General features: G+C 65.4%; 12 protein-coding genes. 8 read left to right on the top strand and 4 right to left on the bottom strand.

Features of this window, described 5'->3' with window-relative positions; translation table 11 throughout:
* Positions 1 to 25 precede the first annotated feature (25 nt).
* Both D1012_RS07615 and D1012_RS07610 read left to right on the top strand, forming a co-directional pair.
* On the top strand, positions 26 to 1,648 hold the full coding sequence (locus D1012_RS07615) for a LysM peptidoglycan-binding domain-containing protein (protein ID WP_233517044.1): 1,623 nt from the start codon (positions 26 to 28) through the stop codon (positions 1,646 to 1,648).
* A gap of 60 nt (positions 1,649 to 1,708) precedes the next feature.
* Positions 1,709 to 3,523 (top strand): ABCB family ABC transporter ATP-binding protein/permease, encoded by a 1,815-nt coding sequence (locus D1012_RS07610; RefSeq protein ID WP_118150762.1) that lies wholly within the window; start codon positions 1,709 to 1,711, stop codon positions 3,521 to 3,523.
* A 23-nt stretch (positions 3,524 to 3,546) separates the two neighbouring features.
* Here the strand turns inward: D1012_RS07610 and D1012_RS07605 are convergent, their stop codons facing one another.
* Both D1012_RS07605 and D1012_RS07600 read right to left on the bottom strand, forming a co-directional pair.
* Positions 3,547 to 7,059, bottom strand: a complete 3,513-nt coding sequence (locus tag D1012_RS07605; RefSeq protein ID WP_118150761.1) for an efflux RND transporter permease subunit — start codon at positions 7,057 to 7,059, stop codon at positions 3,547 to 3,549.
* Positions 7,056 to 8,189, bottom strand: coding sequence for an efflux RND transporter periplasmic adaptor subunit (locus tag D1012_RS07600; protein ID WP_118150760.1), 1,134 nt, complete (start codon positions 8,187 to 8,189; stop codon positions 7,056 to 7,058). The genes D1012_RS07605 and D1012_RS07600 overlap by 4 nt, the downstream gene beginning before the upstream one ends.
* Positions 8,190 to 8,400: 211 nt before the next feature.
* Here D1012_RS07600 and D1012_RS07595 point away from each other — a divergent pair, with 211 nt between their 5' ends.
* The 4 genes from D1012_RS07595 (at position 8,401) to ndk (ending at position 12,496) form a co-directional block, all read left to right on the top strand.
* Positions 8,401 to 9,060, top strand: a complete 660-nt coding sequence (locus D1012_RS07595; RefSeq protein WP_118150759.1) for a hypothetical protein — start codon at positions 8,401 to 8,403, stop codon at positions 9,058 to 9,060.
* Between the two features lie 41 nt (positions 9,061 to 9,101).
* A complete protein-coding gene (locus tag D1012_RS07590) occupies positions 9,102 to 10,451 on the top strand; it encodes a PQQ-like beta-propeller repeat protein (protein ID WP_354002029.1) in 1,350 nt (449 codons plus the stop codon).
* Between the two features lie 53 nt (positions 10,452 to 10,504).
* Positions 10,505 to 11,965 carry a ribosome biogenesis GTPase Der gene (der, locus tag D1012_RS07585; protein ID WP_118150758.1) on the top strand — a complete coding sequence of 487 codons (1,461 nt, stop codon included), beginning with the start codon at positions 10,505 to 10,507 and terminating at the stop codon, positions 11,963 to 11,965.
* A 108-nt stretch (positions 11,966 to 12,073) separates the two neighbouring features.
* Positions 12,074 to 12,496, top strand: coding sequence for a nucleoside-diphosphate kinase (gene ndk, locus D1012_RS07580; protein WP_118150757.1), 423 nt, complete (start codon positions 12,074 to 12,076; stop codon positions 12,494 to 12,496).
* Positions 12,497 to 12,509: 13 nt separating this feature from the next.
* On the opposite strand, the gene D1012_RS07575 is transcribed toward ndk, so the two are convergent.
* The gene (locus D1012_RS07575; RefSeq protein WP_118150756.1) at positions 12,510 to 12,860 is read right to left on the bottom strand and encodes a TfoX/Sxy family protein; all 351 of its coding nucleotides are present in this window, start codon (positions 12,858 to 12,860) and stop codon (positions 12,510 to 12,512) included.
* A 371-nt stretch (positions 12,861 to 13,231) separates the two neighbouring features.
* On the bottom strand, positions 13,232 to 13,426 hold the full coding sequence (locus D1012_RS07570; protein WP_118151153.1) for a heavy-metal-associated domain-containing protein: 195 nt from the start codon (positions 13,424 to 13,426) through the stop codon (positions 13,232 to 13,234).
* Between the two features lie 130 nt (positions 13,427 to 13,556).
* Between D1012_RS07570 and D1012_RS07565 the strand changes: the two genes are divergently transcribed.
* Both D1012_RS07565 and cueR read left to right on the top strand, forming a co-directional pair.
* Entirely contained in the window at positions 13,557 to 15,977 is a 2,421-nt protein-coding gene (locus D1012_RS07565) for a heavy metal translocating P-type ATPase (protein ID WP_118150755.1), read from the top strand.
* Positions 15,977 to 16,423 (top strand): Cu(I)-responsive transcriptional regulator, encoded by a 447-nt coding sequence (gene cueR / locus D1012_RS07560; protein WP_118150754.1) that lies wholly within the window; start codon positions 15,977 to 15,979, stop codon positions 16,421 to 16,423. The genes D1012_RS07565 and cueR overlap by 1 nt, the downstream gene beginning before the upstream one ends.
* Positions 16,424 to 16,474 lie beyond the last annotated feature (51 nt).

The following is a 16,474-nucleotide window of genomic DNA, read 5'->3' as shown; positions in this document are numbered from 1 at the left end:
GCAGGGGAATTGACGGGGACTTATTATGGCGGACGGGACGGGACTGAGCACTGGCGCACGCGCGGCGCTGTTGGCTGGGGGTGCGGCTGTGGTGGCTGTGGTGGTCGGGCTGCTGTGGCCTGCGCGCGCTCCGGATGCGCCCGTCGCCGAAGCGCCCGCAGTTGCGCCCGCGCCTGTGGCTGTGGTGTCAGAGGTTCCGGTTCCGGTTCCGGCCGAGGCGGAGCCTGAGTCTGAGAATGCGGCAACGCCTGAGCCCGAGCCCGAGATTGCAGCTTTCGCCGAGGATGAGGCAGCGCCGGAAGGTTTGGCCGAAACGGAGCAGAGTTCCGGGTTGGATGCTGTTGCCCCGGAGCCGGTGTTGCCCGGCTTTGACGGCTACCGGGTCGAGGCGGATGGCGCTGCCGTGGTGGCGGGCCGGGCCGAGCCTTTGGCGGTTATCTCGGTTCTGGTTGACGGGGTTGTGGTCGCCGAGGCACAGGCGGGGGGCGATGGCAGCTTTGCCGCATTGTTCACCCTTGCCCCCAATCCGCTGCCCAGTCTGATGACGCTGGATGCGGTGTTGCCGGATGGCCGCAGGCTGGCATCGGCGCAATCTGTGGCGCTGGGGCCGATCGCCGGGCCGGTTGAGGTGGCAGAGGTTGCGCCGGATGCGGTGCCAGATGCCTCTGCGGAAGCTGTGGCCGGGGCCGCACCAGAGATTGCGCCGGAGACCGTGGCCGAAGCTGAGCTACCTGAGCTTGAGCCTGCGACTGAGGCGGATGCAGGAACTGATGCAATCGAATTGGCAGACTCTGTCCCCCTTCTTGCGCCCGAAACCGAGCCCGCGCCGGATGCCGCGCCCCTGCCAGCAGCAGAAGCGGCGCCTGCGCCGCCGGTGGCTTTGCTGGTGACAGATGAAGGCGCAACTGTGGTGCAAGCGCCGGTGATGGCCGACGCTGACACTGAGGCGGACGGGGTGGCAACGGTCATGCTCGACGCGATTTCCTATTCGCCCACAGGGGCGGTGCAATTGTCGGGCAGGGGCAAGGCCGGGCAGGCGGTGCGGATCTATCTGGACAATGCGCAGGTGGCGGATGCCGGGATCGCAGCGACCGGTCTGTGGCAAGTGACGCTGGGCGACACCGCGCCGGGGATTTATACCATGCGGGTCGATCAGATCGACGAAGCGGGCAAGGTGACGGCGCGGTTCGAGACGCCGTTCAAGCGCGAGACGCTGGAAGATCTGGCCGCGCTGTCGCAACCCGCCGCGACCGCGCCTGCGTCGCAGGGTGCCGGAGCACCGCAAGCGGAGACGCAAGCCACGCCATCGCCTGCCGAGGCCGCGACCGAAGCGCCATCCGCTCCTGACTCACCGCTGTCAGCGGCAGAGCCGACTGCACCGGGTGCCGCAACCGACACCGCGCCGACCCTTCCGCAACCTGTGCCCGTGCCTGCGGCCGGGGCGGCGGATGCGCCCGCAGCTCCACTTGCGCCACCGCCGCCGGTGACAGTCACGGTACAGCCCGGCTTTACATTGTGGGGCATCGCGCGCGAGAATTTCGGCGAAGGCGTGATGTATGTGCAGGTCTACGAGGCCAACCGCGACAAGATCCGCAATCCCGATCTGATCTATCCGGGGCAGGTTTTTGCAATTCCGCAAAAGCCCTGATCCCGCTCTGGCCATTTGCGGCAGCACCCCCTAGGTATTGGGGCCGAAAAGAGGCCCCACATGTTTGACCCGACTCCCAAAGACGCCCCGGCCAGTGGCTTTCAAACCATGGCGCGTGTGATCCCCTATCTGTGGCCACCCGGTCAGGGCTGGGTGAAGCGGCGGGTGGTCGCGTCGCTGTTGTTGCTGGTGATGGCCAAGGTCATCTCGGTCACGACACCTGCGATCTACAAGCAGGCGGTGGATGCGCTGGCAGGCGATGCGCCGGATGCCGCCACCCTGCTGGGACTGGCGGCGGTGGGGCTGACGGTTGCCTACGGGATGGCGCGCCTGCTGACGGTGGCCTTTAACGAGGCGCGCGATGCGGTGTTCGTGCGCGTGGGCCAACGCGCCCTGCGTCAGCTTGCGCTGGAGACATTCACCCATATCCACCGCCTGAGCTTGCGCTATCACATCACGCGCAAGACCGGGGGCTTGAGCCGGATCATCGAGCGTGGGGTCAAGGGCGTCGATTTCCTGCTGCGCTTCATGCTGCTGTCGATCGGGCCGCTGATTCTGGAACTGACCATGGTGTCGGTGATTTTCGCGGTGGTGTTCGGCTGGCAATATGCGGCGGTGGTGGTGATCGTGATCACCATCTATGTCGCCTTTACCTTCAAGGTCACCGAATGGCGGGTCGCGATCCGGCGCGAGATGAATGCGCAGGACACCGATGCCAACCAGAAGGCCATTGATAGCTTGCTGAACTACGAGACGGTGAAATACTTCAACGCCGAGGGGATGGAGGCCGCGCGTTATGACAATGCGATGCGGCAATACGAGGTGGCGGCGGTCAAGACCGGGCTTTCGCTGGCGTTCCTGAACCTTGGGCAGGCGTTTCTGATCACCACCGGCCTTGTCATCGTGATGGTGATGGCCGCGCGCGGGGTGCAGGCGGGGGATCTGACGGTCGGCGATTTCGTCATGGTCAACGCCTACATGATCCAGATCACCATGCCGCTGAACTTCCTTGGCACGGTCTACCGTGAGATCCGGCAGGCGCTGGTCGATATGGGCGAGATGTTCGGCCTGTTGGGCCAACCCGCCGAAGTGGTGGACAAGCCCGCAGCACCCGATCTGGCGGTCACGCAAGGCGAGGTCACGTTTGACAATGTGCGCTTTGACTATGACCCGACCCGGCCGATCCTGAAGGGCGTGAGCTTTACCGTGGCGCCGGGGCAGCGCGTGGCACTGGTGGGGCCGTCGGGATCTGGCAAATCGACGATCGGGCGGCTGTTGTTCCGGTTCTATGATGTGACCAGCGGGGCGATCCGGATCGACGGGCAGGATCTGCGCGATGTGACGCAGACCAGCATCCATGGTCATATCGGCGTGGTGCCGCAGGATACGGTGCTGTTCAACGATACGGTCTATTACAACATCGCCTATGGCCGCGCCGGGGCCACGCGCGACGACGTGGAAGCGGCGGCAAAGGCGGCGCGGATCCACGACTTCATCATCTCCTTGCCCGAAGGCTATGAGACAACGGTGGGCGAGCGCGGGCTGAAACTGTCGGGTGGCGAAAAGCAGCGGGTGGGGATTGCCCGCACCCTGCTGAAGAACCCGCCGATCCTGATTCTGGATGAGGCGACATCGGCGCTGGACACCCAGACCGAGCGCGACATTCAGGACAGCCTGCTGCTGATGGGGCAGGGCCGGTCGGTCATCACCATCGCGCACCGGCTGTCGACGATTGCAGATGCCGATCAGATCATCGTGCTGGAGGCGGGCGAGATTGTCGAGCAGGGCACGCATGAGGTGCTGCTGGGCAATGGCGGGCGCTATGCGGCGATGTGGGCGCGCCAATCGGCGGAAGAAGAGGACGAGGCGGCGTAAGTGCCGCTTCGTCCTCGTTGGCCTTATTCCGCCGCGTTGCGGACCGGGTAGGGCGCTGAGGGCGGCGGCGGGTCTTCCCACAGGATCAGCGGGCCCTGCACCGCGCGGGCCGCGCGGGTGAGGGCCAGATCGCGCGCCTCTATGCTGCCCTTGCCATGGGCGAGCGCCGACAGCTGCGCCCAGCCCCTGTACGCCCCGGCCCAGAACCAGACCCGCAGCGCCAGGAGCGACGGCGTCAGCACCAGCGTCAGCACGGTGGCGATGCCCAGGCCAAAGACCACCGCGGTCGCCAGTTGCTTCCACCACAGCGCTGAGGGGCTGTTGAGCGTGTATCCTCCGGCCAGAAAATCGACCGACAGGCCGAACATCATCGGCGCAAGCCCCGCCATGGTGGTGATGGTGGTTAAAAGCACCGGGCGCAAGCGTTGTTCGGCGGTGCGGGTGATCGCCTCCAGCCGTGGCATGTAGCGGCTGAACTCCTGATAGGTGTCGATCAGGATGATGTTGTTGTTCACCACGATCCCCGCCAAGGCTACGATGCCGGTCCCGGTCATGATGATGCTGAAGGTCTGCCCCATCACCATCATGCCGACCAGAACCCCGGTGGTGGACAGGACAACCGCCAGCAGCACCAGCACCGCGTTGTAGACCGAGTTGAACTGCGCCAAGAGGATGATGAACATCAGCCCCAGTGCCCCGGCAAAGGCCTGCGCCAGAAACGCCCCGGCCTCGGCCTGATCTTCCTGATCACCGGTCCATGCCCAGCTGACCCCCTGCGGCAGCGGGTCGGTGTCGAGCCATTCTGTCAGCGTTGCAATCCGCTCGTTGGCGTTGATCGGCACGCCATCTGCCCGCGTCAATCCGGGGGCGACATCGGCGCGGATGTCATAAACGCGGGATTCGTTGACGCGGTCGATACGGCCCAGCTTTGCCACCGGCTTGCGGCTGATGAAATTGGACAACGGCACCAGCCCGTCTGCGGTGCGGACTTTCAGCGAATCGAGCGTCGAGAGCACGCGGTCGGCTTCCGGCAGGCGGACGCGGATCTCGATTTCCTCATCCGAGCTTTCCACCCGCATGGTGTCGAGCATCACGCCGCGCGTCACAAGCTGCACCATGCCACCCACGGTGGCGACATCGGCGCCAAACCGTCCGGCGCGGGCGACATCGACGGTGATCTCCCAGTCGATGCCGGGCAGCGGGCGGGTGTCCTCGATGCCGATGATGCCCTCCATCCCCTCCATCCGGGCGCGGATGGTCTGCACCGCCTGATCCAGCGCGGCAAAGTTGTCACCCGACAGACGCAGATGCAGCGGCTTGCCCGACGCCGGGCCAGAGGCCCCGGCCAGCACCTCAATGCGGATGCCGGGAATGGCCTGCAGCCGTTCGGTTAGGCTGGCGATGATGCGTTCGCCGCCAAGCGCCGGGTCAGCGCTGCGCATCTCCCATGGGGCCAGTTCCAGCTGGATCTGGCCTACGCTGTCGAGCGGTGATTGCGCGCCGCCGGTATTGGCGTTCAAGCCACCGGACCCGGCAAAGGAAAACGTGGATTTCACCCCCGGCGTGCCGACGACCAGCGCCTCGGCCTGCCGCAGCAGCGCGTCCTTTTCCGTCAGCGACAGGTTGCCGCGCGCCTGCACATAGACAATGGCCTGTTCCGGCTCGGTCTCGACAAAGAACTCCACCCCTTTGCCATGCTGGGTATAAAGCCCGAACACCAGCATGACAAAGCCGATGACAGCGGCAATCGAGACCAGCGGCATGACCGGGTTGCCGGTCAGAAAGCGGATCACCCGGCCAAAGCCGGTACGGCGGTAGCCTGAGACGATCTTGGCGCGGCGGATGGGTTTTGCCGCCTCCAGCGTGATCGAGGCGGCAAAGCCGCCCAGCATTGCCAATACCGCACCCGGCAGCATCGATGTGGCGCCGGTGCTGCGTGGAGCCAATAGCAGTGCCACGCCGGTGAACAGCAGCGCCAGTGACAGCGCGACCAGCAGTACGCGCAGCCAGAGCGGGCGGGGGCGCAGCAGAGCGGCGATAGTCTCAAGCTGGCGGGTCACCCGCCCCGCCACACCACCGACCACCGGCACATAGATCAGCGCCACCAAGAGCGATGCCGACAGCACAAAGATCAGCGTGACCGGCAGCATCCCCATGAACTCCCCCGCGACACCGGGCCAGAACAGCATCGGCAAAAAGGCGCAGAGCGTGGTCGCGGTCGAGCTGACGATGGGCCAGAACATCCGCTTTGCCGCTTCGGTATAGGCGGCCATCGGGCCAGAGCCTTCCTGAATGCGGGTGTCGGCGTATTCGACCACGACGATGCCGCTGTCGACCAGCATGCCGACGGCAAGGATCAGACCGAACATCACGATATTGGAGACGGAAATGCCCATCACCGCGAAAAAGGCGAATGTCAGCAGGAAACTGGTGGGCACGGAAAAGCCGACCAACAGGGCAGAGCGGGTGCCAAGCGTCGCCAGAACCACCACCATCACCAGTGCAATCGCGGTCAGCACCGAGCCTTCGAGCTGGCGCACCATGCCTTCCACATTGACCGACTGATCCAGCGACGCCGCGACCGAGACCGAGCGGCGGAGCGGTTCGGGCCAGCCGGCCACCTCCGCCTCAACCGTGGCCTCGACCAGCCGGGTGGTGTCGATCAGGTTAAAGCCTTTGCGTTTGACCACCTGAATCGCGACGGTCGACTCGCCGTTGAACCGGGCGGTGCCGGTGGGATCCTCAAACGTCAGGTTGATCTGGGCCAGATCGCCCAAGGTGATGGTACGGTCGCCGTTGACCTTGACCGGCAGTGCGTACACCTGCGCGGGCGTGTTGAAGCTGGACGGGATCTTGACCGCAAACGCGCCGCTGGCGGTTTCCACCTCGCCTGCCGCAATCAGCTGGTTGTTGCGGGTGACAACCGTGATCAGTTCGGCGGCGGTGATGTTGTAGGCTTCCAGCTTCAGCGGGTCGATCAGCACCTCCAGCATCTCATCCCTGTGCCCCGCCAGTTCGGCCTTGAGCACCGGCTCCAGCGCGGCAATCCTTGATTGCAGATCCTTGGCGGCGCGCAACAGGGTGCGTTCGGGCACGTCACCCGACAGTGCGATGACCAGAATCGGGAATTCGCTGAAGTTGATCTCGTTGACCGAGTATTTGTCAGCTCCGGCCGGAAACTTCGCCTCGGCGGTGTTCATCCGGTCGCGGACATCGGCGATGATCTTGGTCTTGTCCCAGCCGAATTCAAATTCCAGCGCCACACCGCCATAACCTTCTGCCGCCGTGCCGGAGATGGTTTTCAACCCATCAAGGCCGGACAGCTCCTGCTCCATCACCTTGACCAGCAAGGTTTCCGAGTCGGCGGCGGAAATGCCGGGGAAGGGGACCGAGACGAACAGCGCGGGGATGTCGATGTCGGGCTCGCCCTCTTTCGGCAGGCTGACATAGGCGAGCACGCCTGCGGCCACCGACAGGATGATAAAGGCCACCACCATGCGGGCGCGGGCGGCGGCCCAGTCGATCAGGCCGGTCATGGCGCGGCCTGTTGCAGGGTGACGGTGATGGGCGTGCCGTCGGTCACATATTCCTGACCCACGGTGATGACGGTCGCCTGATCCGGCAGGCCGGTGACCAGCATGCCATCAACGGTATCACGCAGCACGGTGACGGGGGCAAAGCTGGCCTGCCCGTCGATGGCCAATCGCACGCCAAGCACGCCGGTATTGTCCAGCGTCAGGCTGGAGGCGGGCAAAAGATGCGCCATCACGCCATCAGCGGCGATCAGCATCTCGGCAGTTTGCCCGTCGCGGATGGTCAGGTCGGTGTTGGGCACGGTCACCTCGACCCGAAAGGTGCGGGTGGCGGGATCGGCGGAGCGCGACAGAAAGGTGACGCGGCCCTGCACCTCACGGCCCGAGATCAGCCGGGCACCGGCGACTGCGCCAACATTGATGCGGTCCACTTCGGCCTCGGGGACAAAGCCCACCAGCTTGATCGGGTCAAGCTGGATCACGGTGGCGCAGGCACCGCCGGGTTGCAGCAAGCTGCCCAGTTCGGCGGTGTCGGTTTCCAAGAGCCCCTCGAACGGGGCGGTGACGGTCAGGCGGGCGATGTCGATACGGATGGCATGCAGGGCTGAGCGCGCCGATTGCACCCCGGCGCGGGCCGATTCCAGCGCCGCCTCGGTGCTGATGCGGCGGGTTTCAGTGGCAAAACCGCCCTCATTCAGGCGGTTGGCGGCATCGGCATTCACCTCGGCCTCGCGCAGGCGGGCCTGCGCCTCGGCGACGCGGGCATCGGCCTCGGCCTCTTGTTGCGGTCTGGTGCCGGGGTCCAACTCGCACAGGGTCTGGCCGCGGGTGACAAAGGCCCCGCGCCGCAGCGGTTCAGACCGGATCAGCCCGCCGGTTTCGGCCCGCACCTCGACCTGACGCGCGGCTTCGGTCCGGCCCCGGGCGATCACGGCATTTTGCACCTGACTGGCCTGAGAGACCACCGCGATCACCGAAATCGCGCCATCGGCGGTGACGGTGGCCTGTGGTTGGTCTGTGTCAGGCGGGCCGGGTTGCGCGGCCGTGGTGGCCATCAGCCGGTCACGTTCGAACACGGCAACATACAATGTTGCAGCCACAGCAAGGGCGGTGAGGGGAGGAAGGATACGCATGGATACCTTTTCAAGCCGCTGTTGCTGGCCGCAATCTAAGCTTTGTGCCGCGTTGCGGCAAGTCGCCTGCAGGAAGGTAAGCGGGGGGCGGGGCTTGGCAAGCCCTTGTGCTTGCGTGTAAGACAGGGGCCGAAGGGTGTGGTCTGAAAGGTTTCAGACTGTCTCCCGCCCGAGTCCGGTTCTGAAGCGCCCTTTTGAAAGCCAAAGTGACGTGAGCAATCCCGATAGTTTCATCCAGGAAGTCACGGAAGAGGTGCGCCGCGACCGGCTGTATTCTTATTTCCGCAAGTACGGCTGGATTCCCGCATTGATCGTTGTGGCCGTTGTCGCAGGGACGGCCTGGACCGAATGGTCCAAAGCCCGCAATGCGTCACAGGCACAGGCCTTTGGCGATACCGTACTTGATGCGCTGGATCTGGGCGGCGCTGATGCGCGGCGCGAGGCTTTGGCCGCTGTTCCGGCAGATGGTGCGCAAAGGGCGGTGCTGGCGTTGCTCCTTGCCTCTGATCCGGTCGAGGACCGGGCCGGGTCGCTGACCGCGCTGGAGCAGCTGGCCGCCGATACGTCGCAGCCGCAAAGCTACCGCGATCTGGCGGTTCTGCGCCGGGTGATCCTGGCCGGGGCCGATCTGCCGCTGGCCGAGCGTCGCGCGGCTCTGGACCCGGTGGCAGCACCGGGGCGGCCGTTCCGCCCCTTGGCGCTGGAGCAGCTGGCCTATCTGCTGGTCGAAGAGGGCCGCACCGAAGACGCGATCACCGCGCTGCGCGCGCTGACGCAGGATCAGCAGGCCCCGGCGGGCTTGCGTGGCCGGGCGGGACAGATGATTGTGGCGCTTGGGGGCGATGCCGCCCCCGCAGGTGACGCCGGGTGAACCGGCACGGCAGGCATAACGCCGGGGGAGTGGAGCAGGTGGTGAAACAGAAGCGCAATCTGGGACTGTCGGCACTTGCCGCTGTCATGCTGCTGTCTGCGTGCGAACGCGAATTGATCCTGTCGGGCGAGCGTTTTCCGGTGCGCGCCGATCTGGATGCCTCGATCCCCGTGGCGGGGCAGCCTGCCCCGGTGGCCCCACCGGCTCGCCCGGCCAATCAAAGCGTGCCGATCTCGTTGCCCGCAGCCTCGGCCAATGCCGACTGGAGCCATCGCGGCGGCTCTGCCCGCCACGCCTCGCCGCACGGGCGGTTGTCGGCGGCTCCGGCGCGGGTGTGGAGCGCCAATATCGGCACCGGATCAAGCCGGATGAACCGGATTTCCGCAGCCCCTGTGGTGGCAGATGGCCGGATCGTGACGCTGGACAGCCGCGCCCGCGTGGTGGCAACCGGCACCAATGGCGCAACCCTGTGGCAGACCGAGCTGACCCCGCAATTCGATCGTGGTGGCGATGTGTCGGGCGGCGGCGTGGCGCTGGGGGGCGGCATGGTGTTTGTCGCGACCGGCTATGGTGAGCTGGTGGCGCTGCAGGCCAGCACGGGGGCCGTGATCTGGCGGCAGCGGCTGGCGAGCCCGGTTTCCGGCGCACCGGCCTATGATGGCGGTACGGTGTATGTAGCCACCCGCGATGGCGCGGGCTGGGCGGTGGATGCGCGCAATGGCAAGGTGCAATGGACCGTGCCGGGCTTGCCCAATACGCTGGCCGTCACCGGGTCTTCGGCCCCGGCTGTGACCGATCGCAACGTGATTTTCCCGTTCCCCAGTGGCGAGCTGGTCTCGGCATTGCGGCTGAACGGCGTGCGGGTCTGGGGCGCGCCAGTGACCGGGCAACGTCCGGGGCGCGGCTATCAGGGGCTGGTCGATGTGACCGGCGATCCGGTAATCGTGGGCAGCACGATTTATGCGGGCACCGCAGCAGGGCGCACCGCGGCAATCAACGCTGGCACCGGCGACCGGATCTGGACCGCGGTCGAGGGCGCGATGAACCCGCCGCTGGTGGTGGGCGGGTCGGTGTTTGTCGTGAATGACGAAGCGCGGCTGGTGCGGCTGGATGCGGCCACGGGTGAGGTCATCTGGATGGCCGACATGCCGTATTTCGAGAATGACAAGCCCAAGCGGCAAAAGGCGATCACCGCGCATTATGGCCCGGTTCTGGCCGGTGGGCGCGTGGTGGTAGTCTCGGGCGACGGGCTGCTGCGGCAGTTCAGCGCGACCGATGGCACGCTGGTTGGTACGGCGGAGATTCCCGGCGGGGCGGCGGCTGCACCGGCGCTTGCGGGTGGTGCTTTGTACGTCGTCAGCACCAACGGGCAACTTCACGCTTTCCGTTAAGGCCAAAGCCCTGTATGGGGTTCGGCTTGAATGATACCGGATCCGTATAAGACATGAGCTTTACCCTCGCCATCGTGGGCCGCCCGAATGTGGGCAAGTCAACGCTTTTCAACCGCCTTGTCGGGCGCAAGCTGGCTTTGGTCGATGACCAGCCGGGCGTCACCCGCGATCTGCGCGAGGGCGACGCCAAGCTGTTCGACCTGCGCTTTACCGTGATCGACACCGCCGGGCTGGAGGAGGTCACCGATGACTCCCTGCAGGGCCGGATGCGGCGTCTGACCGAACGCGCTGTCGATATGGCGGACATCTGCCTGTTCCTGATTGACGGCCGTGTCGGCGTGAACCCGTCGGACGAAGTGTTCGCCGAGATCTTGCGCAAGAAAGCCGCGCGGGTGATCCTTGGAGTCAACAAGGCCGAAGGTCGGGCCGGAGAGGATGGCGCGCTGGAGGCCTGGTCGCTGGGTCTGGGCGAGCCGTTGCGGATTTCCGCCGAACATGGCGAGGGGATGGACGATTTGTATCGCATCCTCAAGCCGTTGGAGGGCGAGTTTGCCGAGCGGGAGCAAGAGAATACCCCGCTGACCGATGTGGACATTTCCGAAGAGGATGCCGAGGTCGAGGCCGATGAATTCGCGCACCGGCCCACGATCAAGAAACCGCTGCAGATTGCGGTGATCGGGCGGCCCAATGCCGGAAAATCCACGCTGATCAACAAGATCATCGGCGAAGATCGTCTGCTGACCGGGCCAGAGGCCGGGATCACCCGCGATGCGATTTCGGTCAAGTCGGACTGGATGGGCACGCCTATTCGTATCTTCGACACTGCGGGCATGAGAAAGCGCGCGAAAGTCGTTGAAAAGCTTGAGAAACTCTCGGTCGCTGATGGATTGCGCGCCGTGCGCTTTGCCGAAGTGGTCGTTGTGCTGCTGGATGTCGAAATCCCGTTTGAATCCCAGGACTTGCGGATCGCAGATTATGCAGAATCCGAAGGCCGCGCCGTGGTGATCGCGGTCAACAAATGGGATCTGGAAGACGACAAGCAGGACAAGCTGGCCGAGCTGAAAGAAATGTTCGACCGTCTGCTGCCGCAGCTGCGCGGCGCACCCTTGGTCACCGTATCGGCCAAGACCGGGCGGGGGCTGGACCGTCTGCACGACGCCATCCGCCGCGCGCATGACACCTGGAACAAGCGCATCACGACCAACCGGCTTAACACCTGGCTGGGCGCGATGACCGAGGCGCATCCGCCACCGGCGCCGGGCGGCCACCGGATCAAGCTGCGTTATATGACGCAGGTGAAGACGCGCCCGCCGGGGTTTGTCATCAAATGCTCGCGGCCGGATGAATTGGCGGAAAGCTATAAACGCTATCTGGTCAATGGCTTGCGCGAGCATTTTGACATGCCCGGCACGCCGATCCGGCTGTTTTTCCGGTCTCAGGCGAATGACAATCCGTTCAAGGATCGTAAATTCCACACGCCGAGCCGTCTGCGCAAGCATATGGACAAGAAATAACCCGGACCGTCGCGGGCTTTTCATCATCCGCGCCCCATGCTAGGGACGCGCCGCAATTCACGCAAGGGCGCAAGGCTGGGGCCTTGACCCGTTACAGGAGACGCCGAAATGGCCATCGAACGCACGCTTTCCATCATCAAACCCGACGCGACCAAGCGCAATCTGACCGGCAAGATCGTTGCCAAGTTCGAAGAAGCTGGCCTGCGCGTTGTCGCATCCAAGCGCATTCACCTGACCGCAGCTCAGGCCGGCGCGTTCTATGCCGAGCATTCCGAGCGCGGGTTCTACGGCGAACTGTGTGATTTCATGGCATCCGAGCCGGTTGTCGTGCAGGTTCTGGAAGGCGAAGGCGCCATTGCCAAAAACCGCGAAGTGATGGGTGCCACCGATCCGGCTCAAGCCGATGACGGCACCATCCGCAAGGATTTCGCTTTGTCCAAAGGCGAAAACTCGGTTCACGGGTCGGACAGCGCCGAGTCGGCTGCACGCGAAATCGCGTTCTTCTTTTCGGGCCTTGAACTGGTTGGCTAAAAGCCCAGGGCGGCTAGCGCCGCTCGACCACGCCAAAAAACTGAAGGGCCGCCTCCAGATCGGAGCGGCCCTTTTCCTTTGTGCCGATCATGCTGGATTTGATCGCGTCAAAGCGTTTGCGCAAAGCGGCTTTTTCCGGGCCTTTGCAATCGTTCCACGGGCGGCCCTGCAAGCCCATCACCAGAACATAATAGCCGATGAAATGCGGGGCGCTGCCGGACAAGAGCAGACGGCGATAGCCTTCATCCGCGCCAATCTCCCGCAATTCGGCAGCCGAATGGATCCCGGCGCGGGCAAAAGCGGCCTCGGACGCGGGGCCGAGGTTGGGGATGGAAGAAACCGGATCAGACGTATCGGCAGACATGGCAACCCTGTAGAATCAGAACGGGGCCAGCGTGACCGCTGACCCCGTCTTGTTCAAGCCTGTTCTTTATATGTTCTTCAGATCGACGCCCAATCCTTGAACACTGGCGCGCCACCCTGCTGCTGCGGTGCGGGTTTGCCGCCTTGCTGCTGTTGGCCGCCTTGCTGAGGCGTGGAATTCTGCTGCGGGGTCATTTTCTGCTCCATCTGACCATGTGCCTGCCGTGTCTTCAGCATTGGCACGGCATTGGGCCGTAACAAGACGAAAACATGACAGTGCGGCGACGCTTTATGCTGGCTGTGGAAAAGCCGCAACAGACGAAACGATCACGTTTCCGAATTGTACGGGCAGTGGCAAAAGCGCGCCGATGGTCAGGCCGGAATGATCTGAGCCGGGAAGCCGATGGCATCAAGTGCGTTGATCAGCTGCTGATCATCGCCGCCTTCGACGGTGACGCGGCGGGCGGGCAGATCAACGGTCACGGTTTTGGCGAGCGGGGTCAGGGCGGCCTCGACCGAGGTTTTGCAATGGCCGCAGGACATGTCGGGCACAGATAGCAGGGTCATCATCATCTCCGGGTTTTCAGATGATATGGGGCTTCCTGTAACGGGAAGGTCAAGGGGCAAATGAATCCGGCGGCAGGGCTTGACCTTCCCATGACTGGAAGCCCTATATGCTGGTGCAAAGGAGAGCATCATGACCACTTTGCCCATTGGTGTGCCAACACCCCGCCCCCTGCAACTGCGACTGGAGGGGATGAGCTGTGCCTCTTGTGTGGGGCGGGCGGAGCGGGTGCTGAAGGCGCTGCCGGGGGTCACCGGCGTGAGCGTGAACCTGTCAACCGAGACAGCAGAGATGCAGCTGGCGGCCCCAGCAACGCTGCCACAGGTGGCCGAGGCGCTGACACGCGCGGGCTATCCGCCCCGCATGACCGAGATCACGCTGGCGGTGGAGGGGATGACCTGTGCCGCTTGTACCGGGCGGGTGGAACGGGTGCTGCGTGCCCAACCGGGGGTGATCGGGGCGAGCGCCAATCTGGCGCTGCGACAGGCGCAGGTGCAAGTGGCGGGGGACGGCGACGCAAAGGCGCTGGCCGCAGCGGTGACGCGGGCGGGCTATGTAACCGTGCCTTTGTCGGAAGCGAAACCTGTGACACCCGAAGCGGAAACCCGCGCCTTGTGGCGCGATGCGGCACTGGCGGGGGCGCTGACCCTGCCGGTGTTTGTGACCGAGATGGGCGGGCATCTGGTGCCGGCCTTTCACCATTGGCTGCATGCGACGGTGGGCCTGCTGCCGCTGTGGCTCATGCAGTTCGTGCTGGTGACGCTGGTGCTGGCGGTTCCGGGGCGGCGGTTTCTGGCCAGGGGCATACCGGCGCTGCTGCGGGCTGCGCCGGATATGAACAGCCTTGTGGCGGTCGGCACGCTGGCGGCATGGGGCTGGTCAACCGTGGTGCTGTTTGCGCCGGGGCTGGTGCCAGAGGCCTCGCGCGCGGTGTATTTCGAGGCGGCGGCGGTGATCGTGACGCTGATCCTGCTGGGCCGCGCGCTGGAGGCGCGGGCGCGCGGGCAGGCGGGGGCTGCGATTGCGCGGTTGGTGGGGTTGCAGCCAAAGACCGCTTGGGTTGAAGCAGATGGTGTCGTCACCGCCCGTCCCGTGGCCGAGCTGACCCCCGGCATGGTGGTGCAGATTCGCCCCGGAGAGCGGGTGGCGGTGGATGGCGTGGTGCTGGACGGCGCCTCATCGGTGGATGAGGCGATGCTGACCGGCGAGCCTTTGCCGGTGACCAAAGGGCCCGGTGATACCGTCACGGGCGGCACGGTGAACGGCACCGGGGCTCTGCGGGTGCGGGTGGCGCAGGTGGGCGCGGGCACGGTGCTGGCGCGGATCACCGCGATGGTGGCCGAGGCGCAGGGCGGCAAGCTGCCGGTGCAGGCGCTGGTGGACCGGGTGACGCTGTGGTTTGTGCCGGTGGTGATGGGCGTGTCGCTGGTCACCTTTGCGCTGTGGCTGGCCTTCGGGCCGGGCTTGGCGCAGGCGGTGGCGGCGGCGGTGGCGGTGCTGATCATCGCTTGCCCTTGCGCGATGGGGCTGGCGACTCCGGTGTCCATCCTTGTGGGAACGGGTCGCGCTGCAGAGTTGGGCGTGCTGTTCCGGCGCGGCGAGGCGATGCAGCGGCTGGCCGGGGTGACCGAGGTGGCGTTTGACAAGACCGGCACGCTGACCGAGGGGCGGCCCGTGGTGGTGCAGGTGTTGGGCGCGGAGGAGACGCTGGTGCTGGCGGCGGCGGTCGAGGCGGCATCCGAGCATCCGCTGGCGCAGGCGGTGCTGGCCGAGGCGGCGCGGCTGGAAATAAAGGTGCCGGGGGCCAGCGGCTTTGCCGCGCGTCCGGGATTCGGGGCGACGGCGCAGGTGGCGGGGCAGAGCGTCAGCGTGGGCGCGGCGCGGATGTTTGACTCGGTGCCACAGGATCTGGCGGCAGCGGCGGACAGCGCGGCGGGGCAGGGCCAGTCGGTGCTGTTCGTGGCGGTGGATGGCGTTGTGACCGGGCTGATTACCGTGGCCGATACGGTCAAACCCCATGCCGCGCAAGCGGTCGCCGCGCTGCAGGATCTGGGCCTTAGGGTGCGGATGATCTCGGGCGACACGCAAGCGGCGGCGCGGGCGGTCGGGGCCTCGCTTGGGATTGATGCGGTGCAGGCCGGGGTTCTGCCCGAGGGCAAGCTGGAGGCGATCCGCGCGGCGGGACAGGATCTGGCCTTTGTCGGCGACGGGATCAATGATGCGCCTGCGCTTGCCGCTGCGGGGGTGGGAATTGCCATGGGCACCGGCACCGACATTGCGATTGAAGCAGGCGACGTGGTGCTGATGCGTGGCGATCCGCTGGCGGTGGTTGATGCCATTGGCATCGGGCGCGCAACCTTGCGCAACATCCGGCAAAATCTGATCTGGGCGTTTGGCTATAATGCTGCGCTGATCCCGGTGGCGGCGGGGGCCTTGGTGCCCTTTGGCGGGCCGGGGCTGTCGCCGATGCTGGCGGCGGGGGCGATGGCGCTGTCGTCGGTGTTTGTGTTGAGCAACGCTTTGCGGTTGCGGGCGTTCCGGGGGATCAGATGATGAATATCAAGGATGTAGCACAACGGTCGGGTCTGCCGGCCAAGACCATCCGCTATTATGAGGAAATCGGCCTGATCCGGCCTTTGCGCGCCACAAACGGCTACCGTGCCTTTCGTGAAAGCGATCTGCACAAGTTGACCTTTCTGTCCCGCGCCCGTTCGCTGGGCTTTTCCATCGAGGATTGCCGCACCCTGCTGGCGCTGTATGAAGATGACAGCCGCGCCTCGGCGGATGTGAAAGCGGTGGCCAATGCCCATCTGGCGCGGATTGCGGAAAAGATTGCCGGGCTGCGCGCGATGGAGGCGACGCTGAGCCATCTGATCAGCGCCTGCGCCGGGGATGCGCGGCCCGATTGCCCGATCCTGTCGGGGCTGGAGACGGGCTTGCCAGCCGGAGCCGAGGGGCCGGAGGGGGCGCAGTGCTGCGGGGCATCTCAGAGAGTCTGACCTGCGAACGTAAAAGGCCCGCGCATCAGCGCGGGCCTTTGGCAATCGTGA

This window comes from Pseudotabrizicola alkalilacus, from assembly GCF_003443995.1.
Taxonomy (GTDB): Bacteria; Pseudomonadota; Alphaproteobacteria; order Rhodobacterales; family Rhodobacteraceae; genus Pseudotabrizicola; species Pseudotabrizicola alkalilacus.
Note: the sequence above shows the minus strand (reverse complement) of the source record. Positions and strands in the feature narration are given on the sequence as shown.